At 59.6% G+C, this 25,538-nt stretch carries 23 protein-coding genes; 15 read left to right on the top strand and 8 right to left on the bottom strand.

Annotated features, from left to right (window positions below; genetic code table 11):
* Positions 1–23 precede the first annotated feature (23 nt).
* Complete coding sequence (locus tag G7048_RS27795; protein ID WP_166071718.1) at positions 24–1,025, bottom strand: tripartite tricarboxylate transporter substrate binding protein; 1,002 nt, start codon at positions 1,023–1,025, stop codon at positions 24–26.
* 176 nt (positions 1,026–1,201) lie between these two features.
* Between G7048_RS27795 and G7048_RS27790 the strand changes: the two genes are divergently transcribed.
* The 6 genes from G7048_RS27790 to leuD all read left to right on the top strand — a co-directional run bounded on the left by G7048_RS27790 (position 1,202) and on the right by leuD (position 7,118).
* Positions 1,202–2,017 carry an AraC family transcriptional regulator gene (locus tag G7048_RS27790; protein ID WP_166071717.1) on the top strand — a complete coding sequence of 272 codons (816 nt, stop codon included), beginning with the start codon at positions 1,202–1,204 and terminating at the stop codon, positions 2,015–2,017.
* Positions 2,018–2,126: 109 nt separating this feature from the next.
* Positions 2,127–2,849, top strand: a complete 723-nt coding sequence (locus G7048_RS27785) for a metallophosphoesterase (RefSeq protein ID WP_166071716.1) — start codon at positions 2,127–2,129, stop codon at positions 2,847–2,849.
* A gap of 119 nt (positions 2,850–2,968) precedes the next feature.
* Positions 2,969–3,892 (top strand): LysR family transcriptional regulator, encoded by a 924-nt coding sequence (locus G7048_RS27780; protein WP_166071715.1) that lies wholly within the window; start codon positions 2,969–2,971, stop codon positions 3,890–3,892.
* Positions 3,893–4,060: 168 nt separating this feature from the next.
* Positions 4,061–5,026, top strand: a complete 966-nt coding sequence (locus G7048_RS27775; RefSeq protein ID WP_166071714.1) for a tripartite tricarboxylate transporter substrate binding protein — start codon at positions 4,061–4,063, stop codon at positions 5,024–5,026.
* 15 nt (positions 5,027–5,041) lie between these two features.
* Entirely contained in the window at positions 5,042–6,478 is a 1,437-nt protein-coding gene (leuC, locus tag G7048_RS27770) for a 3-isopropylmalate dehydratase large subunit (protein ID WP_166071713.1), read from the top strand.
* Positions 6,468–7,118, top strand: coding sequence for a 3-isopropylmalate dehydratase small subunit (gene leuD, locus G7048_RS27765; RefSeq protein WP_166071712.1), 651 nt, complete (start codon positions 6,468–6,470; stop codon positions 7,116–7,118). The genes leuC and leuD overlap by 11 nt, the downstream gene beginning before the upstream one ends.
* Before the next feature lie 91 nt (positions 7,119–7,209).
* Here leuD and G7048_RS27760 read toward each other — a convergent pair whose 3' ends face one another.
* The 3 genes from G7048_RS27760 to G7048_RS27750 form a co-directional block, all read right to left on the bottom strand.
* Entirely contained in the window at positions 7,210–8,538 is a 1,329-nt protein-coding gene (locus G7048_RS27760; protein WP_166071711.1) for an MFS transporter, read from the bottom strand.
* 137 nt (positions 8,539–8,675) lie between these two features.
* On the bottom strand, positions 8,676–10,418 hold the full coding sequence (locus G7048_RS27755) for an FAD-dependent oxidoreductase (protein ID WP_240933391.1): 1,743 nt from the start codon (positions 10,416–10,418) through the stop codon (positions 8,676–8,678).
* Between the two features lie 8 nt (positions 10,419–10,426).
* Positions 10,427–11,233 (bottom strand): shikimate dehydrogenase, encoded by an 807-nt coding sequence (locus tag G7048_RS27750; protein WP_166071710.1) that lies wholly within the window; start codon positions 11,231–11,233, stop codon positions 10,427–10,429.
* 264 nt (positions 11,234–11,497) lie between these two features.
* On the opposite strand from G7048_RS27750, the gene G7048_RS27745 reads away from it, so the two are divergent.
* The 6 genes from G7048_RS27745 to G7048_RS27720 all read left to right on the top strand — a co-directional run bounded on the left by G7048_RS27745 (position 11,498) and on the right by G7048_RS27720 (position 18,651).
* Positions 11,498–12,319, top strand: coding sequence for an IclR family transcriptional regulator (locus G7048_RS27745; protein WP_166071709.1), 822 nt, complete (start codon positions 11,498–11,500; stop codon positions 12,317–12,319).
* Positions 12,320–12,424: 105 nt separating this feature from the next.
* Complete coding sequence (locus G7048_RS27740) at positions 12,425–14,074, top strand: FAD-dependent oxidoreductase (protein WP_240933390.1); 1,650 nt, start codon at positions 12,425–12,427, stop codon at positions 14,072–14,074.
* 93 nt (positions 14,075–14,167) lie between these two features.
* Positions 14,168–14,794, top strand: coding sequence for an NIPSNAP family protein (locus G7048_RS27735; protein WP_166071708.1), 627 nt, complete (start codon positions 14,168–14,170; stop codon positions 14,792–14,794).
* A 110-nt stretch (positions 14,795–14,904) separates the two neighbouring features.
* Positions 14,905–15,654 carry a sugar phosphate isomerase/epimerase gene (locus tag G7048_RS27730; protein ID WP_240933389.1) on the top strand — a complete coding sequence of 250 codons (750 nt, stop codon included), beginning with the start codon at positions 14,905–14,907 and terminating at the stop codon, positions 15,652–15,654.
* Between the two features lie 214 nt (positions 15,655–15,868).
* Complete coding sequence (locus G7048_RS27725; protein WP_166071706.1) at positions 15,869–17,269, top strand: agmatine/peptidylarginine deiminase; 1,401 nt, start codon at positions 15,869–15,871, stop codon at positions 17,267–17,269.
* A gap of 314 nt (positions 17,270–17,583) precedes the next feature.
* The gene (locus G7048_RS27720) at positions 17,584–18,651 is read left to right on the top strand and encodes an IS5 family transposase (RefSeq protein WP_166071856.1); all 1,068 of its coding nucleotides are present in this window, start codon (positions 17,584–17,586) and stop codon (positions 18,649–18,651) included.
* Positions 18,652–18,825: 174 nt separating this feature from the next.
* On the opposite strand, the gene G7048_RS27715 is transcribed toward G7048_RS27720, so the two are convergent.
* From G7048_RS27715 to G7048_RS27700, 4 genes are all read right to left on the bottom strand, one after another.
* Positions 18,826–19,287: a response regulator gene (locus G7048_RS27715; RefSeq protein WP_166071705.1), complete on the bottom strand. Its 462-nt coding sequence runs from the start codon at positions 19,285–19,287 to the stop codon at positions 18,826–18,828.
* Positions 19,275–20,042 carry a sensor histidine kinase KdpD gene (locus G7048_RS27710; RefSeq protein WP_166071704.1) on the bottom strand — a complete coding sequence of 256 codons (768 nt, stop codon included), beginning with the start codon at positions 20,040–20,042 and terminating at the stop codon, positions 19,275–19,277. Before G7048_RS27710 ends, G7048_RS27715 begins: the two co-directional genes overlap by 13 nt.
* Positions 20,039–20,977 (bottom strand): restriction endonuclease, encoded by a 939-nt coding sequence (locus G7048_RS27705; protein ID WP_166071703.1) that lies wholly within the window; start codon positions 20,975–20,977, stop codon positions 20,039–20,041. Before G7048_RS27705 ends, G7048_RS27710 begins: the two co-directional genes overlap by 4 nt.
* 313 nt (positions 20,978–21,290) lie before the next feature.
* On the bottom strand, positions 21,291–22,283 hold the full coding sequence (locus tag G7048_RS27700; RefSeq protein WP_166071702.1) for a LysR family transcriptional regulator: 993 nt from the start codon (positions 22,281–22,283) through the stop codon (positions 21,291–21,293).
* A 219-nt stretch (positions 22,284–22,502) separates the two neighbouring features.
* Between G7048_RS27700 and catA the strand changes: the two genes are divergently transcribed.
* From catA to benB, 3 genes are all read left to right on the top strand, one after another.
* A complete protein-coding gene (gene catA / locus G7048_RS27695) occupies positions 22,503–23,438 on the top strand; it encodes a catechol 1,2-dioxygenase (protein WP_166071701.1) in 936 nt (311 codons plus the stop codon).
* Between the two features lie 209 nt (positions 23,439–23,647).
* Entirely contained in the window at positions 23,648–25,012 is a 1,365-nt protein-coding gene (locus G7048_RS27690; protein WP_166071700.1) for a Rieske 2Fe-2S domain-containing protein, read from the top strand.
* Positions 25,009–25,515, top strand: a complete 507-nt coding sequence (benB, locus tag G7048_RS27685) for a benzoate 1,2-dioxygenase small subunit (RefSeq protein ID WP_166071698.1) — start codon at positions 25,009–25,011, stop codon at positions 25,513–25,515. Before G7048_RS27690 ends, benB begins: the two co-directional genes overlap by 4 nt.
* Positions 25,516–25,538: the final 23 nt, after the last annotated feature.

Raw genomic sequence — 25,538 nt, 5'->3', positions numbered from 1 at the left:
ATTCGGATGGGAAAAGCTTGCCATCAATCCATGGATACGCCGGCAGCAGCGGACACATCGGCCCAATACTTCGCATCGCGCGCGACGCGCGCCGCCATGGCTTGCGACTCTTCGGCGACGACCGTGACGCCATAGTCGGCCAGCGCCTTGGCAACTTCCGGCTCCTGCAGCGTTTGCTGCAAAGCACCGGAGAAACGCTTCACGATGGCAGGGGGCGTCTGCGCCGGAAACGCGACGCCGTACCAAAGTTGCTGCTTGAAGCCGGAGATGCCTTGCTGCTCGAAGGTCTTGAGTTCCGGCAGCAGCGGCGTTGCCGCCGTCGTGGCCAGGGCCTTGATCTTGCCGCTGCGCACATAGGGCACCAGACCGACGGGATTGTCGAACATCAGCTGAATCTGACCACCGAGCAAATCCGTATAGGCGGGCGCGGCACCGCGATAAGGGACATGAATCATCGCTGTACCGAATTGGCGTTGAAACTGCTCGCCCATCAAATGGGACACCGTGCCTTTGCCGACCGAGCCATAGCTCACGCTCTGGGAGCTTGCCTTCAACTTGTCTTGCAGCCCGACCATGCTGTCCACTCCCATCGCGGGGGTGGCCACCAGCAAATAGGGCGTCGTTCCAATCAGTCCCGCATACGAAAAATCCTTCTGAACGTTGTAGCCCAGCTTGGGATAGATCGCCGGTGCGACGGCATGTGTGCTGGTCGTCACCAGACCCACGGTGTAGCCATCCGCGCGGCTGCGTGCGAGCTGGGTGCTGCCAATGGTTCCGCCAGCGCCGCCGCGATTGTCGATGACGATGGGCTGTCCCAGGTGACGCGAGAGACTCGGCTGCAACACGCGAATGATCAGATCAGTGCCGCCGCCCGCAGGGAACGGAACCACTACCGTGATGGGCTTGGTGGGCCAGTCGCTTGTCGCCGCGTGGGCGACGGAAAGGCTGCCAGACGCCACACAGAACAAAGTGACCGAGGCGACACGAGCCAGCTTGTGGCAAAGGTGTTGTGCGAGGAATTTCATGGACGGACCCGGTGAAGACAAGGAGCCCCATGCTAGGCAGCCGCGCCTTGCCGCTCAAACCCAAACGCGACAGAGGCCTTCATCCCAAAGGCGACACGGCATCGAGGGGCGAATCGGATGGGCCTGTTTGGTCTGGACCGCGAATTTGGGCATACTGCATGCAAATTCTGCTGCCCATGACCGCGAAGCTCATTCCTCATCCCATGTCTGCCAAACGGGACCTTCTGGCGTCCGACGGCTTCTTGCTGTCCGGAAACAAGCAGCCCGAATACCAGTTCAATTGGCATGAGCATGATTGCTCCATGCTGTTGTGGGTGAGTGCCGGATCACTCGAAAGCCGCTGGCATGGCACGCAGGAAACCGTCGCAGCAAACAAGGCACTCACAGGCGGCACTTTGATTTCCGAATCGCAGTTGACGCTGCAGCCCGGCATGGCGCTGCTCCTGCCTGCGGTGACGGCCCATGCGAATCGCGCGCGAACGCACCAGCAGCAACATGGCCAGCTGTATCTTGAACCGGACCTGCTGCGCCACTGTCCTGTGCGCGGCGCGTTCTATCTGGACGCACCTGCCAGAAGCATGCTCGCCACACTGACCATGCCAGGCCTGTCACCCGCGAGTCGTCAGCAATTGGTCCGTGCCCTGTTGCCCCAACTAGAGCACGGCCATCCTGTGGTGTTTGCAGACTCGGCAGAGACGAGCATCGCTCAGCGCCTGAGCCAACTCATTGGCGCAGCGCTGGATGAAGGACAACGTCCGCCATCCCTTGAATCCATGGCCTCGGTGCTGGGCATGTCGATGCGCAGCTTGCAGCGACATTGTCTGCAGGAATTCGGCTGCAGTCCCGTCCAACTGCGACGCCACCTGATCGCACAGGCGGCCACGCAGATGTTGGACAGCGGAATCAGATTGGCCGAGGCAAGCCATCAACTGGGCTTTTCGAGCAGCGGGCATCTTTCGCGGCTTCTGTCTTCGGTTGGGAAGTCGAGCTGAAAGCACGGAAGTCCCTCGTCCATCGCTTCGAGAGTCCATCCCGCCTCCATTCGGAAGCAGCTTTTGGAGGTCACAATCGGCTGCATATGACAAAGGAGGACAGGTTGCGATGATCTACTTCTGTGGCGACACCCACGGTTACTTCGATCACGTGCTGGACATCGTTGCCAGAGACCGACCGGCGGCCATCGTGTTTCTGGGGGACATTCAGGCCCGGCGGCCGCTGGAGCAGGAGCTTGCGCCCATTCTGGACATGACCGAGGTCTGGTACATCCACGGCAACCATGACACGGACACCGATGCGGATTACGACCATGTGTTCGGATCGGCGCTTGGAGACCGCAATCTGCATGGCCGGGTTGCGGAGATCGACGGCGTGCGCATTGCGGGTCTGGGCGGCGTTTTTCGCGGCCAGGTGTGGTGGCCGCCCGCTCAATGGAAATATGAAAGTGCCGCAGAATTCACATTGCATTGCGGACGCAGCAACCGTTGGCGCGACGGCTTGCCACGCAAGCATCGCAGCACCATCTTCCCCGAAGACTATTTCCGCTTGGTTGCCCAGCGCGCCGACATCCTGGTGACGCATGAGGCACCGAGCGCCCATCCGCACGGTTTCGATGTGCTGGATGAGTTGGCCAGGAGCCTGCGTGTCGACAAGGCGTTTCATGGCCACCATCACGACTGTCTGGACTACAGCGCCAGCAGCGCGCGCATGGGTTTCGATGCTTATGGCGTCGGCTACTGCGGCATCACCGATATGGAAGGCCGCCGCATCCAGCCGGGCCAATTCGATCAGCCAAGGGCTGTGCGCATGGGAGAGGGATCACCGTGATGGTCTCCTGTGCAGGTCTGTAGATCAGGCGCCGTTCAGAGCAGGGGCACGCATGGCGCATGTGCACAGCCGATCGATAATCGTCACCATCCACCGTCTTTCTCGCGCTGTCCGCCACCATGGATTCTTTTTCCGATCTCACGCTTTTCGCGCAAATCGCCAAGTTGGGCAGCATGGCTGCCGCGGCCCAGGAGCTGGGTGTCACGCCGCCTGTCGTGTCGCGGCGACTCGCTGCTTTGGAGGCCCGGCTCGGCGTGCGACTGCTCAATCGCACGACGCGCCGGTCGAGCCTGACGCCGGAAGGGGAGCAATACCTCAACGACGGAGCGCGAATTCTGGAGGAGCTCAGTGCGCTGGAAAGCCGCCTGGGTGGCGGGACGCACCAGCCCATGGGGACGATTCGCATTGGTGCGACGCTCGGTTTTGGGCGCATGTACATTGCGCCAGTGCTGTCGAAGTTCACGCAGGAGTTTCCGCAGGTCGAGGTGCAACTGCATCTGACGGATCGGCCGATCAATCTGGTGGAGCAGGGCTTTGATCTCGTCATTCGTTTTGGCGAGCAGGCCGACAGTCGCCTGACTGCGCGACTGCTGGCCAACAACCGGCGGCTGCTGTGTGCGGCACCGAGCTACCTGAAGAAGCTTGGCGTTCCGGCCACACCGAGAGAACTTGGCAAGCACAATTGCATCTTCATCCGCGAGGGTGATGAGACCTACGGCACCTGGTATCTGCGTCGCGCGGGCGAAGTCGAAGCGGTCAAGGTTCGATCGAACCTGAGCTCCAACGATGGGACGGCCGCGTTGGGCTGGGCCATCGAAGGGCGTGGCATTTTGCTGCGTTCGCAGTGGGACATTGCCGAGCACCTGCGCAGCAAGCGGCTGGTGCCGGTCCTCGGAGACTGGAGCAGTCCGCCTGCCGATGTGTATGCGGTGTTCCAGGCCACCAAACAGATGCCCGCAAAAATCCGGACCATGGTGGACCGACTGGTCGATGCCTTCGAGCCATGGCGCAGACGGGCGGCGGAGCCCTGCGGTCCCTGGTGACATCGAGGCTTCCTGCGCGGTGAGCGTGTGCCGGCCTTTCCGCGCATGGCGAATCATGGGTCAATTATTGTGCTGTAGGCAATAAAGAATGAATCTGACGTAATTTATTTAATTTTCATTCATTATTAGCATCTGTCTCGTGCTTCATAACAAACACCGGAGACATCGATGAACCGCAGAACCCTTGTACTCGCGCTGGCTGCATGCATGCCGCTGACCCACGCATTGGCACAGAATGCCTACCCGCAGAAGCCGGTCAAACTGATCGTGCCCTACGCCCCCGGAGGAAGTGCCGACATCGCCGCGCGGCTGGTCTCCGAAGAATGGGGCAAGGCGCTGGGGCAGTCGCTTGTGATCGAAAACAAGGGCGGTGCCGGTGGCAATCTGGGGGTGGACGCGGTGGCGAAATCTCCGGCTGACGGATACACCATCGGGTTGCAGACCGTGTCTCTGGCCATCAATCCGTGGCTGACGGCCAAGATGCCCTACGACACCCTCAAGGATCTGGCACCCATTGGCATGGTGGCCACTTCGCAGCATGTGCTGGTCGTCAACAACGCGCTTCCCGCCAAGAACCTCAAGGAACTGATGGCCCTGCTGAGTGCCAAGCAGGGCGAGTTCAGCTACGGCTCGGCTGGTTCGGGCAGTACCTTCCACATTGCCGCCGAGTTGTTCAAGAGCGTCGGCAATTTCAACATCATGCACGTACCGTACCGCGGCGGTGGCCCGGCTCTGGTCGACACCATCGGCGGCCAGGTGCAAATGTCGTTCCCGGTGCTCTCAGCCGCAGCGCCTCAGGTCCAAGGGGGCAAGCTGCGCGCCATTGGCGTCACTGGCAAACAGCGCTCTCCGTTGATGCCCGATGTGCCGACCATCGCCGAAGGAGGCATGCCGAACTACGCCTTCGAAACTTGGTTCATGGTGTTTGCACCTGCCGGCACACCCGCCCCGGTGATCGAGAAGTTGAACGCCACTTTGCGTTCGGTCCTCGCCAAACCCAATGTCGCCGCCCGAATGGCCAAAGAAGGCTTTGACCCGCTGCCATCCACACCCGCCGAAGCCCGCGCGCGCCTGGAGCGTGAACTGCCTCAATGGGGCAAGCTGGTGAAGGAACGCGGGATCACCGCAGACTGACAAGCGAAGAAGAACATGCCCCACGACACAACCCCATCCAACAAGACGCTGTACCAGAAACTGGTCGACAGCCACACCGTGCGCAGGCTCGATGAAGACAACGTTCTGTTGTTCTGCGATCTGCATCTGATGAACGAATACACCAGTCCGCAAGCCTTCGCCGGGCTGCATGAAGAGAACCGCAAAGTGGCTGTGCCCGGGCAGAACGTCTCGGTCGTCAGCCACATCATTCCGACGGACCCGTCCGCCATTCGCATCATTCACGATGCGGCGTCCGCGCTGCAGGCCTCCAATCTGGCCCGCAACTGCGCGATGCACGGCATTCCCTTGTTCGACACCAACGATGCCATGCAGGGCATCGAGCATGTGGTCGCGCCCGAACATGGAATGATCCGGCCCGGCATGGTGGTCATCTGCGGCGACAGCCACACCACCACCTATGGTGCGCTGGGTGCACTGGGCTTTGGCATCGGCACCTCCGAGGTGGAGCATGTGCTCGCCACGCAGACGCTGGTTTATCGCACTGCAAAGGACATGCGCATTCGCGTGGATGGAACACTCCCGACAGGCACCACCAGCAAGGATCTGATTCTGATGATCATCGGTCAGATCGGTGCGCAGGGTGCGCGCGGCTACGTGGTGGAGTTCTGCGGCACTGCCATCGAACAACTCTCGGTCGAGGCGCGATTCACGCTCTGCAATATGGCCGTGGAAGCCGGAGCGCGCGGAGCGCTGATTGCGCCTGACGAGACATCCATCCGCTATGTTCTCGAGAAGTGCCCCGACATCGTGGGGCAGACTCGCGAATCGGCTCTTGCGGCTTGGAAAGACCTTCGCAGCGACGCAGACGCGACATTCGACGCGGAACATGTTTTCGACGCTGCGAACATCGAGCCTCACGTCACTTGGGGAACAAGCCCCGATCAGGTGCTGCCCATCAGCGGCAAGATTCCGTCCCCGGAAAGTCTGAGCAGCGAGATCCGTCGCAGCGCAGAACAGGCGCTGCGGTACACCGCTTTGCAGCCGGGAGCCGCGCTCGCGGGCACGCCCATCGAGCATGTCTTCATCGGCTCATGCACCAATGCACGCATCGAGGACCTGCGCGCCGCAGCGTCCATCGTGGAGGGCAGACAGGTCGCCAAGGGGGTTCGCGCGATGGTGGTTCCGGGCTCCGGCGCCGTCAAGATTCAGGCCGAGTTGGAGGGGCTGGACAAGGTATTCCTCAACGCGGGCTTCGAATGGCGCAAGCCCGGTTGCTCCATGTGCCTCGCCATGAACGACGACGTGCTGATGGACGGCATACGCTGCGCATCGACCACCAACCGCAACTTCGAAGGCCGCCAGGGCCGAGGCGCGATCACCCACCTGATGAGCCCCGCAATGGCCGCTGCCGCGGCCGTGACCGGGATGATCACCGACGCAAGAAAGATGGAGCAAACGCATGCCAACTGATCGAACCATCACGGGACAGGCGACTGCGCTGCGCATCGACAATCTGGACACCGACCAGATCATGCCCAAACAGTTCCTGCGCGGCATCGACAAATCGGGTCTGGCGCAAGGCCTGCTGTACGACCTGCGCTTCGACAAGAGCGGAACGCTGCGCCCGGAATGTGCCCTGAACCATCCCGACCGCGCTGGCACCAACGTGCTTCTGGGTGGCTCCAATTTCGGATGCGGCTCCAGCCGCGAGCACGCCGTGTGGGGCCTGCTGCAGTACGGCATTCAGGCCGTGGTCGCACCCAGCTTCGGGGAAATCTTCTACTCCAATGCGATGGGCAACCGCCTGCTGCTTGTGCAACTCGATCCACAGACCATCGAGGCGATGATGGACCTTGCCGACGGCGCTGAAGCCCCACCCATGCAGATCGACGTGGCATCACGCAAAGTCACCTACGGCCCAATCCAGGCCGAATTCCCCATCTCGCAGCGCCACCAGACCATGTTCCTGCAAGGCGTCGATGTCATCGGCCTGACCTTGAATCATCAGGAGGAAATTCATGCGTTCGCAGAGTCCCACTGGGCCAAACAGCCATGGGTTCGCGACGTGGCCAAGAGGATGAAGGAGCACTTGGACAGCAGCCCGCGTTGAACGGCCCAGAATGCCTCAGCGAACCTCGCTTGCCCTTTCTGGGCATTCCGGTTCGGCAAGAGGCATGCTTGGTGATCAACTCGGGCTGGGTTCAAACAACGTCCCGCCCCAACTCATGCATGGCGGTGCGATAAGTCTCTCGGGCGCTCCATGCGGCAGTGGCTGCGACGATCGTGATGGCGAAGGCCAGGCCTCCTACGGTCATCCAGATGTTCTGCGAGCCGGGAGGAGCCACGGCTGCGAACAGGGCTGGCAGCATGGCGGTGGTTGCGGTGCCGACGTTCTGAGAGATGGCCATCGCCGACACGCGGGTGCGGGTGGGAAACAGCTCGGGAAAGAAGCTCGGGAACACGGCGTTGAATCCCTGGTAGGCGACGCCCCACATCAGCACGGACATCACGATTGCGAGCGCGACGTTGTGGATGCTGATGGCGTACAGGTAGCCAAAAGACATCGCACCAGCCAGCAGCGAACCGACGATGAAGGGCGGGCGGCGACCCAGACGGTCCGAGAGTCGTCCAATCAGTGGAATGATCAGTATCGCCACGAGGTTGCCCAGCACGGGGATCCACAGATAGACGTTCTTGTCGAAGCCAATGCCGTACGCTGGTTGTACCGCATACACGGCACCGAACACCGTGGTGACGACCGGAATGACGTTCATTGCCGCCATGAGTGTGACCCGCAGCATGTTCGGGGAGTTGTACTTGAAGGCGTCCAGCACTGGTGAGCGCGCCTTCTTGGTTTGGTCGTGGGTGAATGCGGGCGTTTCGTCCACTTCACGGCGAATGATCCAGCCGACAACGATCAGAATGAAGCTCAGCAAGAAGGGAATGCGCCAGCCCCATGCCAGGAAGGCATCGGCTGGCATGAAGTGCGCGAGTGGCAAGAAGATCGCTGCCGCCATGATTTGTCCGGCTTGCACACCCTGCAGGGCAAAGCTCGCGTAGTAGCCTCGTTGTCCGGGCGGCGCGTGCTCCAGAATCATCGAACTGGCGCCGGATATTTCGCCTGCAACAGCAAAGCCTTGAATCAGTCGGCAGACGACCAGCAGCGCGGGAGCCCACAAGCCAATTTGCTCGTAGCTGGGCAGCAGTCCCACGATCATGGTGGAAACGCCCATCAACAGCATGCACAGCACAAGAATTTGCTTGCGACCGCGCGTATCGCCCAGGTGTCCCAACACGAACGCGCCGATGGGGCGCGCCACATACCCCACGCCATAGGTGGCGAGCGAGGCGATGATGGCGACGTTGGGATCGCCTTTCGGGAAAAATATCTGCGGAAAGATCAGCGCTGCAGCGGTTGCATAGATGAAGAAGTCGTAGTACTCCAGCGCTGAACCGATCCAGCCGCTGGCGGTTGCCTTCTTGGACTGTTGAGCGCTGTGCGCGTCAACGTCCTGTTTTTTGCGATTCATGGTTTGCCTCTCTTTTGTGGTTTTGAATTGAACGCAACGTCTCCCGCAGGTCTAGGGTGGACTTGCGCAACCTGCATGGAGTCACTGATGAGCGTGGCGGGACGGGAGTCGTCCCCTCACGTGCGAGACATGTGCTGTCAGCGCATGTCCAAAGCTCTGGCGCACGCATGGCGCGCCGCGAGGTAGCCGAACACGATTCCCGGGCCGATCGTGATGCCGGGCGCGGTGTAGACGCCGCCCATGATCGAGCGCATGTCGTTGCCTACTGCGTACAGGCCCGGTATCGGGTGCCCGTTCTCGTCGAGCGTCTGCGCATGGACATCGGTATCGAATCCCTGCGCCGCGCCGATATCGCCGGGATACAGTCGCACCGCGAAATACGGGCCTTGTTCCAGCGGACCCATGCATGGATTGGGACCCGGCCAATGCGGATCACCCAAGTTGCGCTGGTATGTGGTTTCGCCCCGGTGAAAGTCCTCGTCCACACCGCTGCGTGCGAGTTGATTGAAGCGTGCAACGGTTGCCGTCAGACGTTGGCCATCAATTCCCAGCGACTTCGCCAATTCCTCCACCGTTTCGGCCTGCGTGAGATAGCCATCCGCCAGAAAGCGAGCGAGCCCGCCGCCTCCCGGGCGCACCATGCCGAGGCCATATTTCTTCAGCGCAATGGCATCGCAAATGAGGAAGGCGGGCGTTGAAACCCGGCCGTCCGATCCTGATTGCTGCATTGCCAGACCGAACAAGTGATATGACGTGCTTTCGTTGACGAATCGCTGCGCCGCGGAGTTGACGCAAAGTACGCCCGGTTTCGCACGGTCCATCACGAAGTGGGGGAACACGGCGGTGCTTCCATCCGCTCGTTTTCTGCGAGACACGGGCGCCCAGTAGGCGGGGCTCATCGTTTCTTTTCCATAACGCGCGCCGACCGTTTCCGCGAGGACATGCGCTTTGCCGGTGTGCCCCGGTGCGCCTGGGCACCATCCCGATTCAGTACCGGGCAACAATGCCCGGCGGCGTACTTCATTGCGATTGAAGCCGCCGCTGGCAAGCACCACGCCTCCACGCACGCGCACCGACTTGAATGCGCCGGACTTCGCCAACGTCAGTCCTTTCACACCGTAGTGGTCGCCTTGCAGACTGGTGACTTCTGTGTTCATTGCCAGCGTCACATTCGGCAGGCTCGACAGCGAATGGAGCAGGCGCGCGATCAAGGCATTGCCCATCACCAATCGGGTTCCGCGCGGATGGCTCAACTTGTCCCTGGCATGTCGAGTCAGTATGCGCAATGAGTGCTTCAGCGAAGCCCAGGATTGCCGCATTCCCAGCAAGTGGTTGATGTCGGTGCGATCGACCATCATGCCGCCCAAGACGGTGAACTCCTCGATGGGCGGTCGGACCAAACCGAACAGCTTGCCGAGCTGGCGTGCGTCGAACGGAACGGGCTCCAGTGCGCGTCCCGCAGTGGTGGAACCAGCCAGCTCGGAGATGTAGTCCGGGTGTTTGGCGTAAGGCCGAAACTGGACTTCCGACTTTTTCGCCAGGTGCTCGATGGCTTCAGCGCCTCGCTCCAGAAAGACCCGCCGCAAGTCGCTCACACCATAGTGACCGACTGCGGTTTGCAGATAGCGGTCCGCATCTGCCAGCGTGTCATTCGGATTGACCGATGCTCCCTGCGTTGTGCCAGGCACCCAGCAAGTTCCTGCTGACAAAGCGGTGGTGCCGCCGACATATTCCGTATGTTCGACCAGCAGCACTTCGCGTCCCTCAAGTGCCGCGAAAAGAGCCGTCGCCATGCCCGCGCCACCTGCCCCAATCACCGCGACATCGAACGCCTGTCCGTCGGGCAACTGCGCCAGACTCTGAATGAGTTTCATGGACATGGGGCCACCTATCGCTGAGCGAGGAAATCAACCATCAAGTCACGGACCCGCGCGAACATGTCGGTGCCAGTGACCGTGCCCAGCCCGCGCGCTCTGGCCGCAGTGATCAGAGGACTCACCACGGGCAGCGTGATCACACAGCCCACGAAGGCGTTTGCATCGAGGCGCTCGACCACTACGGGCAGAGGATCGGACTCGCGCATGCCGACCGGCGAGGCGTTGATGACCAGCGAATAACCCGCAGGATCGGATGAGCCCACGCCGACGGGGCAAAGACTCAATCCAGTCAAGCGATTCACCAGCGCATCCCGGCGAACCACATCGCTGTCATGCAGATCCAGCGATGCGACGCCCGCCGTCACCAGTGCGTGAGCGATCGCCGAGCCTGCGCCGCCGGCCCCCACCAGAAGTGCGCGCTGCCCTTTGGGCTCGCATCCCTTGTCACGCAGCGCTTGCACGTATCCCACGCCGTCGAACATGTCGCCGTGCCATTCGCCATCCGGGTTGCGTCGCATGGTGTTGACGGTGCCCAGAAACTGCGCACGCTCAGACACCGTATTGCACAAAGCCGTGCATGCAAATTTGTGCGGCACCGTCACGATGATGCCGTCCACGTTCTTCGCCAGGGAGACGCCTGCATGCCACTGCGCAAGGGCTTGTGGCGATACATGTGCAGGGATCACGATCGCATTCATCCCGAGTTGATCGAACGCCTGCGAGACGCCGAGCGGTGATCTCACTTGGGCAATGGGATCTCCCACGATGAAGTGAACGCGCGTTGCGCCACTGAGTTGGTTGCGATGGTTGTCGTGCATTGAAGCCTCCCTGAATTGATTGAGAAACATGTGTTCCGTTTCTGCGTTTTTCGAATTATTATTCAATAGTGGAATGTCATTCCATTTTTGAACATTGTTTTGTTTCATCGATTTTCAGGAGCAGAAGTAAGAGCCCATGCGCCGACTTTCATCGACCCGACGTGGCCCGATTCCACTTGCCAACCGACTGACCTGCGAAGGTCTGGATCGGTTCGCAATGCGGTACGCTGCTCACCACTTTCATGATCGACACAGTGGTCCCATATGAGCAACGTCCTTGAACGCACCCTCGGCATTTTTGAACTTCTGGCACGCCATGGCGAAGGCCTGGAGTTGGCGAACATCGCCGACACACTCCACATTCCGCGCAGCGCAGCACACCGGCTGCTTGGCGAACTTGCGCGTTACGGCTACGTCCGGCAGCCGCGTGAACTGGGCGCTTACATGCTCACCACCAAGCTGACTTCGCTGGGCTTGTCCTTCCTCAGCCACAGCGGCATCACCGATTTCTCTCAACCTCTGCTGGACCGGCTGGCGGCGAGTTCCGGTGAACTGGTCCGCCTTTCCGTCGTTGATGGCGCGCGCCTGACCTGGGTGGCGCGAGCGCAAGGCGCACGGCAGGGCCTTCGTTATGACCCGGACATGGGCAGCGACGCACGCCTTTCCTGTTCGTCCTCCGGCATTGCATGGATGAGTGCGTTGACCGACGATGAAGCGATTGCGTTGGCCTCGGGGCAGGGCATGGGGCAACGGGCCGACTACGGGCCCAACGCCCCCAAGAATCTCAAGGAAATGATGAAGTACGTGAAAGAGGCCCGCACTCGCGGCTTCAGCATCACGATCGACACCTACACCTCGGGGCTGAGCGCCATGGCCGCAGTGGTCCAACCCATTGGCGGCGCACCCATCGGCGCGATTTCCATCGCAGGCCCCACGGTCCGGTTCACAGAGCAGCGCATGCAAGCGCTGGGTGCTGAGCTGATCGAAGTGGCAGCGCAAATGGCCGCAGCCAGCGGCACCTCACCCTTTTTCCAGAAATCCACACACGGCGGCCCACCGAGTCGGCTGCCTATCTACGCTGCGTAAGCAAACACCATCCTCATGTCGTCCCACTGCACACAAGAACATCCCATTGCCACCGAACCCCCACTGAACTGCGATCTTCTCGTCATAGGATCTGGGGCAGGGGGCTTGTCCAGTGCAGTGACTGCGGCTCAGCGAGGTCTCAAAGTCATCGTCATCGAAAAGGAGGCGCGCTTCGGAGGAACCACCGCTTGGTCCGGCGGATGGATGTGGATTCCCCGCAATCCGCTGGCGCTGGCGGCAGGCATTTCGGAGCACGAAGAGGACGCACTGAACTATCTGCGCCTTGAACTTGGCGAACACTTCGAGGAGTCCCGTGCGCGCACCTATCTTGCGCAGGCCCCGCACATGGTGGAGTTCTTTCAACGCCACACCGCTCTTCGGTTCATCGATGGAAATGCCATTCCCGACTTTCATGGCAACAATCCCCATGCCGTCCTGGGCGGACGCTCCGTCTGCGCGGCGCCATTCGATGGCCGACGCCTTGGGCAACGCGTGCATACGCTGAAACCGCCGTTGCAGGAAACGACCCTGTGGGGCATGGGCATCGCCTCCGGTCAGGAGCTGCGTCACTTTCTCAATTCACGTCGTTCGTTGGCGTCCTTCTGGTATGTGAGCAAGCGCCTTTTGCAGCATGCACGCGATGTGCTGCTGCACAACCGCAGCCTGCGGCTGGTCAACGGCAATGCGCTGGTGGCGGCGCTCGCAGCTTCGGCGTTTGAATTGGATGTGGATATTCGCACGAGCCATGCCGCTGTCGGTTTGCTGAGATCGTCCGGGCGTATTTCCGGTGCGACTGTTCATACCTCCAATGGGCCAGTCGTCATTCACGCATCCCAAGGCGTGGTGCTTGCCTGTGGCGGATTTCCGCACGACGCGGCACGCAAGGCGCAGATGCTCGCTCACGCCAGAGAGGGTCACTCACATCACTCGGCAGCCGGATGGGGAAATACCGGCGATGGGTTGAGGTTGGGCGAATCGGTCGGTGGATGGGTGCGCAGCGACTTGAAGGATGCGGCAGCCCTCGCGCCGGTTTCGTTGGTTCCACGCGCCGATGGATCGACGGGCCACTTTCCACACCTGATCGAGCGCGCAAAACCCGGTTTGATCGCGGTGCGCTCCGACGGAAAGCGCTTCGTCAACGAGGCCGATTCCTATCACGATTTCATGCGCGGACTCCTGGCCGCGACGCCCGAGGGCGAGACCGTGCAAGCATGGCTGCTCTGTGATCGGGAGTTCTTCAATCGCTTCGGATTGGGCGCTGCCAAACCGTGGCCCATGCCCAAGACACACTGGCTGCGCAGTGGCTATCTTGTGCAGGCAGACACGTGGGACGCCTTGGCCCTTGCCTGCGGTATCGATCAAACGCAGTTGAAAGACACCGTGTCGCGCTACAACGCCATGGCCTTGCAGGGCCAGGACACCGAATTCGCGAAAGGCGAAACCGCCTACAACCGCGTGCAAGGTGAAGTGCGACCGGGGCTTCCCAATCCCTGCATGGCTCCTTTGATCCGGGGCCCGTTCTACGCAGTGCGCGTGGTGGCCGGAAGCCTTGGAACATTTGCAGGACTGAGCACCGACGAGCATGCGCGTGTGCTCGATCAGGACGGCGAACACATCCCGGGCCTCTATGCCGTCGGCAACGACATGAGTAGCCTCATGGCAGGCTGCTACCCCAGCGGCGGCATCACCTTGGGCCCGGCCATGACGTTCGGATTCATTGCCGCGCGCCATGCCAGCGAAGCGGTGCCGGTCTAGTCCAGAGGAATCTGGGCGGCGCGACTTTTCTTTTTCCTTTCTTCATTTTCAATTTCCATTTTTTTCATTCATACACAACGAGGGAGAACCTGCATGTACTACGAAATAGCCACTTTGACTTTGCCCATGGGGACTGCGGCCACGGCCGCAAACAACGTCCACGCCTATGCAACCGACGCACAAGCCGGCGGAGAGTTGCTGGGCTGTTGGTTCACAGACATCGGTGTGCTCAACCAGATGACGGTGCTGCGAGGCTTCGCCAGCCTTGAGGAAATGAATGCAGAGAGAGCGCGCACGCAGGCAAGCGCATCGCCTTATGGTTGCGGCGACATCTACCAACGCCTTGAAATCCAGAGCTTCAAAGCCTTCCCCTGGATGAAGCCCCTGCGCCCCAGCGCGGAATCGGGCATCCGCGGTCCGGTCTACGAAATCCGCACCTACGGAATCAAACCCGGTGGAGTTCAGCCCACCATCGACCTGTGGGAACAGTACGTTCCTCTGCGCGAAAAGATCTCGCCCTGTCTGGTTGCAATGGTGGCCCTCGATGGAGCCCCACGCTTTACCAACATCTGGGCCTATCCGACGCTGGATGCGCGCAGCAAAGCACGCGCCGACGCGGTGGCCCAAGGCATCTGGCCTCCCAAGGGTGGACCGGCGAATCTGACGACGGACATGCATTCCAGCATCGTCCTGCCCACATCCGTCTCGCCATTGAACTGAGCATTGTGACAACCATGCCGCACCGCGCTTCATCCTTGGCCTATCTGACCTCGCACAGATGCTCACCCTCAGAGGCGGTGCGCATTGCAGCGCAAACAGGTTACGACTTCGTGGGCTTGCGACTTTGGCCCAACGCACCTGACGGTCCGCATCAGCGACTGCTGGGCCTGCCCGACGTTCTTCGCGAGACACGGGCTGCCATCAACGACACGGGTGTTCAGGTCTTCGATCTGGAGATCATCCGACTCGATGCGGATTTCAACCCGCATCGCTGGGATGCGCTTTTTGATGCGGGAGCCGCTTTGAACGCGCGTGCGGTACTCGTGGCCGCTGACGACACCGACGAGCAACGCCTGACGCAAAGCTACGCCAGACTCTGCGAAGTCATCAAGCCTTATGGCATGACGGCTGACCTCGAGTTCATGCCATGGACCGCTGCACCCAACGCAGCGAGCGCCCTGCGCATCATCCGCAATGCCGGACAACCCGACAACGCGGGGATCCTTGTGGACGCGCTGCACTTTGCTCGATCCAAGACTACGCTGGACGACATTCGCCAGATCCCACGCGAGCTTCTGCACTACGCGCAGATTTGCGATGCTTGGTCAGGCACACATTTTTCGACGGAGCAGATGATTCACACCGCGCGCTGCGAACGTCTGTTGCCAGGCGATGGGAACATTGATCTGCATGGACTCTTTTCGGCGCTCCCTGCAGATTTGCCGTTGAGCGTCGAAATCGTCAATTTCGAGTTGGAATCTAGGGAATCTCCAGCAGATTGGGCCACGCGCTGCCGCCAGCATGCGCAGGACTTCGTTGGAGCGAAAGTCGAGGATTCCAGAAAGACGTTGCGCTGCTAAAAAGCGCCGGCGTTCTTCGTTCAGGTCAGATGCCTCGTTCTTCGCAGTTTGAGCCCGGAAGCAATACACCCGCAGGCCACGTGTGCGGTCATGCAGGCATGGGGCTTCAGGATGGGCTGGAACCGAGTGTCCCGGCACACCACAGACTTGTTTTGCTATCTGTCCACTATTGTTGAGTTGTGGAAATAATAAGGCATCGAATGGGAGACGCAGAATGCAGCAACACAACACGGCACCTACTGCTCTGGACAGGCGAACCTTTGGTCAGCAAGTCACGGGACTGGCCGCTGCACCGCTGCTGGCCGCGTTGCCAACCGGCAGTCAAGGCGCATCCTCCAAAGATGGGCATCTTCCTGATGCGGCAAACCGATCCTCACTGATCGCTCCCAGCGAGGAACATCCGCATGCCGCAACCTACATGGCATTCGCCTCCGACGCCGATGGCATCTGGACTCAGCCATCACGCGACAACGCGGGTCTGTCGCGAGTGCGCAGCGATCTGATCGATGTCGCCAAGGCCATCGGTGCATTCGAGCCCGTCAAGATGATGGTGCTCTCGGCTTCGGAGCGGGCTGCGGCGCAAGCCCTGCTGGAGCGGGCGAGCGGGGCGAACCCCGACGTTCACCAGTTGTACAACAGCCGCTCCAAGAATGTCGGCGGCGTCGAACTGATCCTCACACCACGCGGTTTCAATGATTATTGGACGCGAGACACCGCTCCGGTGTTTGTCAAAGACGCCGCTAACGGCAACCGCCTGACGGCGCTCGATTTCAACTTCAACGGATGGGGAAACGCCAATTCCCGCAGTCGCGAGGCACCACGCAGCAGCAATCACACCAAGACAGCGGCGTTCTACCAACCCTACGCCAATGACCAAAAAATCGCCGCTGCCATAGCGGCACGTCATCAGGCTCCGCTGGTCAAAAGCAGTCTCGTGCTGGAAGGGGGTGCTCTGGAGTGGGACGGCGAGGGTTGCGCCATCGTCACGGCCTCGTCGGTACTGCACGTCAACCGCAATCCACAGCTGTTTGATGTCACCACCTCGGGCCGACAGATCGAAAGTGCGCGGCTCAAACCGACAGCCAAGGCCACGGTGCAGGCCGAACTGAAAAGGCTGCTGGGCGTGAGCAAAGTGATCTGGCTGTCCGGCACCGACGCATTCCCCGACGTGGAGGTGGATGAGGAAACCGACATCACCAACGGGCATGTGGATTTCTACGCCAAATTCCTGGCCCCCGGCGTCGTGGCCTATGCCTATGATCCACACGACAGCACGGGAGAAAAGGCCATCACCGCCCGCCACCAGCGTGAACTGAGCGGGCAAACCGACGCCCAAGGCCGCCGTCTGCAACTCGTGCCGTTGGTGACACCAAGAGAATATAGCGCCCGATTGACCCGCAGCCAAAGCAAGAATTTCGCAGCCGGCTACATCAACTTCTACCACTGCAACGGCGCCATCATCCTTCCCAAGTTCGGAGACCCAGAAGCCGACGCCGCGGCAGTCAAAGCACTGGAGCCATATCTCGGCAAGCGCCGCATCGTGCAGGTCGAAATCACCGGCATCGCGTCAGGCGGCGGCGGATTGCATTGCGCAACCAGCCAGGTGCCAGCTTGAACAGGGATTTTCGAGCTGGTCGGGATCTTCGGGCTGGGCGCAAGCGCCTTGAGTTCTGCGGCTCAAAGTCGCTGACCGACCCAATGCGGTCATAGCGAGTTCGGAAAAACAGACGTTCAGGAGAGTGGCAACTTGGCGGTCTGCTTCTTCGCTCTGACCGACCCATTGCGCGAATGCGCTCAAATGAGTATTTCGTCCTCGACAGTGCTTTGGATACACTTCTCCTCACGGGAACCTCTCAAAACCTCCCGACGTCGCTGACTCACGTCATCTGATGCAGTAAATTCGCAGCATGATCACCCCCCCGCAGTGCCCTGAAGTTCGACCTGTTCGCCGAAGCCTCCCGCAAGCGCAAGATCGATGAAGTGGGCGATCCGCTGCAAGTCATTGCGCAGCACATCGACTTCACCGCGCTGGCCCGTCTGGTCGATGGAATCATCGAGCGCAGTGATGGGCGCAAGGGTGGTCGTCCGGCCTATCCCACTGAGGTCATGGTACGGGTGATGGTCCTGAAGAGGCTCTACAACCTCTCGGACGAGCAGATGGAATATCAACTGCTTGACCGCATGAGCTACCAGCGATTTTGTTTGCTGCAAGACTCGATGAACGTTCCGGACCGCAACACCATCTGGCGCTTTGGCGAGCGCCTGGGCGTGGATGGAGCCACGGCTTTGCTGCATGGCGTGGACGAGCAATTGCATCGTCATGGCTACATCGCGCGCGGTGGTCAGGCCATCGATGCGACCTTGGTGCCAGCACCGCGCCAACGCATGAACAAGGGCGAACGCGAGCAACTCTCCAACGGCCAAAGACCTGAATGGGGTGATGCCAAAGATCGGCAAAAAGACATCGATGCCACCCACACCAAGAAGCACGGCAAGCGCTACTTTGGCTACAAGCTGAGTGTGAGCGTCGATCACAAACACGGCTTCATCCGGGGCGTGGCCACGGGGACAGCGAGCGAGCACGACGGCCATCACTTCGATGAAGTGCTGGATATGAAGAACACCGGCAAAGAGGTCAATGCCGACAAGGCCTACCCGAGCGCTCAACGCATCAAGATGCTCAAGGTGTTGGGCTTCAAAGATGGCATCCAGCGCAAAGCCAAAGCGAAGCAGCCGCTCAGCGAATGTCAGGAGCAACGCAATCAACGCATTGCCAAGCGCCGTGCGCGTGTCGAGCACGTGTTTGCAGGCATCCGTCACATGGGCGACAAGTTCGTGCGCACGATTGGACAGACCAGAGCCACCACGGTCATGACGATGATGGTTGCGTGCTACAACTTGAAGCGCCTGGCGTCGTTCCTTGAAAACAAGGTCGATCCGTTCTTCAAAACAGCGAGCTCAAAGAGACCGGTGCGCCTGCAAACGGCGAAGGCCTGAGAGTCGGGGGCGCAATGGGCCCGAAATGACCCAAATCTGCGTTGAACAAACCAGTCAATGAGCAATCTGCTCGCCATGCGGAGTGGGCGACTGGGGAATCGCCGGTTGTGAGAGGTTCCCTCACGCTTGACTGGCCTGCTCTCGGCCATTCAGTCCAATAGCGTCCAGGTTGGCTCAGATTGTGCTGTTCGAAAGCGGGTCTGCTTTGAGTATCTCATCGAATGCGTTTTTCAGTTCACGAGCACGACCTTTGACGACATAGCGACAGTAGAGCCGATTGATTTCGGCAGTAATCTGCTCGTTATAGTGCGCGGAATATGCAAGCACCCTAGCCCCTGCGTTTCCCTGAGTTCTAATGGCACGAATGATGTAAAGACCCACATAGTTTTCGTAAGTCTCATTTGCCGGCGCCTGCACTGGTGCTCCAGCTCCTAACGGAATGTTGAGATCAATAAAGTAGGCCCGAAATCTGAGCTGCTCAGCGGCCGACAGCGCTTCGGCTGCAGTCTCGGCAAAGGTAACTGTAAAGCCCTTCGCTTCGAGGTAGTCAATGAGAAATTGAACGTGCTCCCGTTCGTCGTCTGCGACAAGTACTTTCTTGTCGTCGTAAATATGAGGTATTGCTAGAGTTGCCATTGATATTTTGGGATAGATAAGCGAAACGTCGAGATCGAACTAGTCTTCTGGTGCGTAGCGGTAATAGACCCACCTACACTTTTCTCCATGATCTGCCTACATACGTAAAGCCCGATGCCTGACCCTTGGGCAACCTTCGATGTGGCAGTGAGCGCCCGGAACCCAAGCTCGAATAAGCGTTCCGCGTCAGCATTAAGGAAGCCAACACTCGCGCCAGCAACTTCCACGATCAAATCGCCAACACTGTTTACGTTCGGGGTCACGGTCACCTGTTGATCGTTAAGTCCGTACTTAAGCCAGTTGTCGAATAGATTCATGAAGACTTGGCGAAGAAGTTCGGGGCGAACCAAAACGACGTATTGCGAACTTGGATCCGTGAGCTCGATACGCATGCCCTTGCGGTCGGCGGCGGTTTGAAAGAACTGAAGTGCCTCGATGATCACTTGCGGCAACACACTGCGGCCGCCTTGCCTTACTGGTTTGAGAGACTCCTTGCTGGAACTCTCGAAGAAGTAGTCTGAGAGATAAGCCAGATTCCTAATGAGGCTAACGCATTGTTCAAGTTGTGCCCTAGACGCGTTTATTTTTTGAGTGACTGCGGAGCCTTTGTAGGTTCCATCATTGATGTTATCCAAGGTCCCAATAACCCCATTCAGGGGGTTGACGATTTGGTGTACAAAGTTCGCTAAGAATAGCGGTCCAACATCCTTTTGTACTGGAACAGTATCAGTGGGTGCAGTCTCAGGCGTGGTCATAAAAGAGCAGTTCGTTGATTAACGTGTAGGTTCGGAAAATCCACACGATACTCCATTTCGCCCCATAGACAAATGGCATCAAAGACCGATTTGTAGCGCATGATTGCAGCCGCAGCCGCAGAATCCAAGGTGCTGCGAAACGAATAGGTTCCCGTACCTTCTACTGCCAGCCGAGTTCGTGTCAACACCGATAAATAGCCAAGAAATGCAGCTCCTGCGAAAATGTCCACCATGAATTGCTCGCCCGAAATAGCCCACCGATCAGAATTGGGTAAGGCCTGAAGGCATGGTTGAATTCTCCCTTTCTTTTCGATGTCATCAACTCGTTGGGTCAAGAGGTCAGCAAAGAGCTGCGCGGCCTCCAGCATTGGATCGGTTGGAGAATCATTGAATACAAGCGAGGAGTGGTATGTTGAGACGCTCTTTGAGAGCCCAAGTGCAAGCGAGAGCAAAGATTTCCCGGGCGCAGTAGGTAGTGCTGCGAGGCCGTACTTAGAGACAAGATCGGGGAACCCGAGGAGCTGCCTCTCTATTTCGTGCCCCGCCCAAAGGCGGATTTGAAGTGAGCGCCGACCAGCATTCCAATTTGCAACTTGCGTGATTGCGGCTGGCGTATATTTCGAAGGCGTGCACATCAGCAGGTAGTCCGCACTGTGGCTGTCAGCGTATGCGACCTTAGCGTAGATTGTCGGCCAATCGACAGAGCCTGTGTACTTTTTGCACTCGATAAACCAGCGCTTGGAAACATGAAGGCCTGAAAAGTCTGGTCCGATCTCATTGGCTTCTATATCTCTTCCGCCATCGGAACCGGGCGTTCTCCAAGTAACGTTTTGCAAACCAAGGGACGAAATAAGGTCAAACGTCAAGTTCTCGAATTGTTCTGGCGTGAGCGCCCCAAGCCCTAGCTTTGGTTTTTTGACGAGGTTTTTAGTCATAGCTCACATTATGGTCATTTGAAGTCTTGCCTCACGGGGCCGCTCCTTCGAATGAAGCTGATAGCGCGTTAAGGAGGAACTAGACTGAGGAGATCCGTATTCCGAATGCTCAATGTCTGTAATCAGTCTTCCTGCAAACTTCCGCTAATGGCCGTCCTCCGACCTTCACAGTCTGACCAAGAGCACCACCCAGACCAAAGTCATCAAAGTCTCAATTTGCCGAACACCTTCGTATAAAAGCCGAGTAGAGAGCAAGTCCTACGCGGCCTTTCCCAAGCGATGACCGGCGCTTTCTGGAGCACTCGGGATGGCATCAGTCCCCATGGTTTTCCATATCATCGGCATCCTGATCGGGCATGCGGGGTTCTGGTCCGCCCAGGTCCACACCGGGGAAAAAATTGTGCTCCACGTCGAGCCAGGCGGGCTTTTCCCGGTACATGTCTTTGATCAGCTGTTTGATGGCTTCGACGTACCAGGCGTTGTCGCTCAGGCGGTGCGTGAGGATGATGGGTGAGGTAATGCGCGGGTCGTCGATCAGGCGGTAGTGCAGGTCGCTGCGGATGCGGGCGGAGGCGGGGATCAGGCACAGGCCGGACTCGGCGGCCACCAGGCCGAGCGCGGTCTGGATTTCGCGTACCTCGTGCACTTCGGCGGGGCGGATGCTCTGGTCGTTGAGCAGGCTGAGCACGTGATCGGCAAAGCTTGGGCGCGGCTCCTTGGGGTAGACGATGAGCTTCTGGCCATCGATCGCGCGAAGATTGACCGGGCCGCTTTCGCTCGCAAGTGGAAAGGCGGGCGGAATGGCCAGCACCAGCCGTTCTTCGCGCAGAACGGTTCGCGCGACGGTGGCGTCCTTGCTGCGGATGCGTCCCACGCCCACGTCGATGCGGCCTGATTTCAGCGCGCCGATCTGCTGCATCGATGTCAGCTCGACCAACTGGATGTCCACCTCGGGATAGTGCTGGCGCAGCTTGCGCACCAGCATGGGCAGGCCACCGTACAGGGTTGAGCCGACAAAACCGATGGACAAGGTCTGCTTCTGGTTCAGGCCGATCTGCCGCGTGCTGGTTCTGAGCTGGTCGACGCGGTTGATGATCTGCAGCGCCTGTTCATAGAAGGAGCGGCCCGCCTCGGTCAGCCGCAGGGGGCGGCTGTTGCGCAGGATGAGCACCACGCCGAGTTCTTCCTCAAGCAGCTGGATCTGCCTGCTGAGCGGCGGCTGGGCGATATGCAACTGCTCGGAAGCCCGCGTGAAGTTGCGTGCGTTGGCTACGGCCACGAAATATTTGAGCTGTCGGATATCCATAAGGGAAAACCATATGCAGTGGGTTTTTGGATTCTCTAAGTCATTGATTTTTATTGACGATAGCACAAACAATATCAAAAAGGTATGAAGTCAGATGAATTTGATGTTGGATGAACTCAAGCGCCGCGTTGTCCAATTCAACCCATGGAAGCAAGATGGCGCAGTGAATCGATGAACGCCAACTTCCAATCTTCAACCCACGACCGAAGGAGACTCACGATGACTACAGCTATCTTCAACACCACCGAAGTTCAGGACTTCCTGCGTCTGGCCAGTGGCCTGGACCAGACCGGCGGCAACCCACGCACCAAGCAGATCATTCACCGCATCCTGTCCGATCTGTTCAAGACCATCGAAGACCTGAACATCACGTCCGATGAGTACTGGGCTGGCGTGGCCTACCTGAACCGTCTGGGTGCCAGCAGCGAAGCCGGTCTGCTGTCGCCCGGTCTGGGGCTGGATCGCTACTTCGACATGCGCATGGATGCCGACGACAAGGCTCAGCATGTCGAAAACGGCACACCACGCACCATCGAAGGCCCGCTGTACGTGGCTGGCGCTCCCGAGGTCAAGGGCTATGCCCGTCTGGATGACGGCAGCGACAAGGCAGGCAACACGCTGATCATGCACGGCACGGTCTACGGCGCTGACGGCAAGCCTTTGAAGAACGCCAAGGTCGAAGTCTGGCACGCCAACACCAAGGGCTTTTACTCGCACTACGACCCCACAGGCGAGCAACAGCCCTTCAACATGCGCCGCACCATCATCACCGATGACCAAGGCCGCTACAAGTTCCAAAGCATCGTGCCCAAGGGCTACGGCTGCCCACCCGATGGTCCTACACAAGGGCTGCTCAACCAGCTTGGCCGCCATGGCAACCGTCCAGCGCACATCCACTTCTTCGTCACGGCGGACGGCCATCGCAAGCTGACCACGCAGATCAACATCGACGGTGACCCGCTGGTGTACGACGACTTCGCCTACGCCACCCGCGAAGGTCTGGTGCCACCGCTGGTCTCGCACACCGATGCGGCGAGCATCAAGGCCGAAGGTCTGGACGGTCCTTTCGACGAGATCGTGTTCGACTTCACGCTGAGCCCACTGGTCAACGGCGTCGACAACCAGATCGTCGAGCGCCCACGTTTGGCCGCCTGAGGCCGCTGATGCAGGCCTGACCAGCGCCTGCATGACACCTGCCACCGTGGCCAAGCAAGCGCCACGGTGAGCAAGGGAAGAGGGGCCATGTGCCAAGAGCCTGGTGCTCGCTTCTTCCCACGCTTCACCACTTTCCCGTTTTGCTTTCCAACTTTGTTGAACCGCGACGAAACGTCGTGGGGGATGGCTGCATCCCAAGGAGACCCACCATGAACACCACTGCCACCGTAGAACAACCGTCCGCAGTCGAAACCCTGCTGGACAACGCCCTGCAGGACGACAAGGAAAACGGTATTTACCGCTGCCGTCGCGACATCTTCACCGACCCGCAGTTGTTCGATCTCGAGATGAAGCACATCTTCGAGAGCAACTGGGTCTACCTGGCGCATGAGAGCCAGATCCCCGCGATCAACGACTACTTCACCACCTACATCGGCCGCCAGCCCATCGTGATCACACGTGCCAAGGACGGCAAGCTCAACGCGGTGATCAACGCCTGCGCTCACCGCGGCGCCATGCTGTTTCGCAAGAAGCACGGCAACAAGGGCAGCGTCACCTGTCCGTTCCACGGCTGGACGTTCAACAACTCCGGCAAGCTCCTCAAGGTCAAGGACGAGAAGACCACCGAGTATCCCAAGCAGTTCAACACCGATGGTTCGCACGACCTCAAGAAGGTGGCGCGCTTCGAGAGCTACAAGGGCTTTCTGTTCGGCAGCCTGAACGCCGATGTGCAATCGCTGGAAGACTTCCTCGGCGAGACGCGCGTGATCATCGACCAGATCGTCGACCAGACGCCCGAAGGCGTGGAAGTGATTCGCGGCAACTCCTCGTACATCTACGACGGCAACTGGAAGCTGCAGATGGAAAACGGCTGCGACGGCTACCACGTGAGCTCGGTGCACTGGAACTACGCGGCCACCATGGGCCGTCGCAAGGAAGGCGGCACCAAGGCGGTGGACGCCAACGGCTGGAGCAAGAGCACGGGCGGTGTCTACGGTTTCGAGAACGGCCACATCCTGCTGTGGACCAAAACCATGAACCCCGAGGTGCGCCCGGTGTACAACCGCCGCGAGGAACTGGTCGAGCGTCTGGGCGAAGACAAGGCGACGTTCATCGTCGAGCAGACCCGCAACCTCTGCCTCTACCCCAACGTGTACCTGATGGACCAGTTCTCCACGCAGATCCGCGTGACGCGCCCCATCAGCGTGGACAAGACGGAAATCACCATCTACTGCTTCGGCCCCAAGGGCGAGAACGCCGAAGACCGCGCGCTGCGCATCCGCCAATACGAGGATTTCTTCAACGTCTCGGGCATGGGCACGGCGGACGACCTGGAAGAGTTCCGCGCCTGCCAGTCGGGCTATGCCGGCAAGGTGGCGCAGTGGAACGACCTGAGCCGCGGCGCACCGCTGTGGATCGATGGTGCCGACGACAACGCCAAGAAGATGGGCATGAAACCGCTGGTCAGCGGTGAGCGCAGCGAAGACGAAGGCCTTTTCGTCTGCCAGCACGACTACTGGGCCAAGGAAATGCGCAAGGCCGCCAAGCAAGAACGTGAAGGAGCACAAGCATGAGCCACACCGCACACGACCAGCACGGCTACCACGCCATCTGCGCCTTTCTGTACCGCGAGGTGCGCCATCTCGACGACCGCGAATGGGAGCCATGGCTGGCGCTCTATTCGGAGAACGTCGATTACTGGATGCCCGCGTGGGACGACGATGACCAGCTCACCGAAGACCCGCAAAGCCAGATCTCGCTGATCTACTACCCCAACCGCAATGGTCTGGAAGACCGCGTCTTCCGCATCCAGACCGAGCGCTCCAGCGCCTCCATGCCCGAGCCGCGCACCAACCACATGATCACCAACGTGGAGGTGCTGGCCGAACGCGCCGATGCGGTCGACATTCGCTACAACTTCCACACGCTGAGCCATCGCTACAAGGTCACCGATCACCTGTTCGGCACCATCTTCGCGACGCTTTCCAAGACAGACAGTGGCTTCCTGTTTGCACGCAAGAAGATCGTCTTGAAGAACGACTACATCCGTCAGGTCGTGGACATCTATCACATCTGACGACGGCAGCCCCACAACAAGGA

The sequence above is a fragment of the Diaphorobacter sp. HDW4B genome (assembly GCF_011305535.1).
GTDB lineage: Bacteria > Pseudomonadota > Gammaproteobacteria > Burkholderiales > Burkholderiaceae_C > Diaphorobacter_A.
The sequence above is the reverse complement of the archived record's forward strand: the minus strand, read 5'-3'. Positions and strand labels throughout refer to the sequence as shown.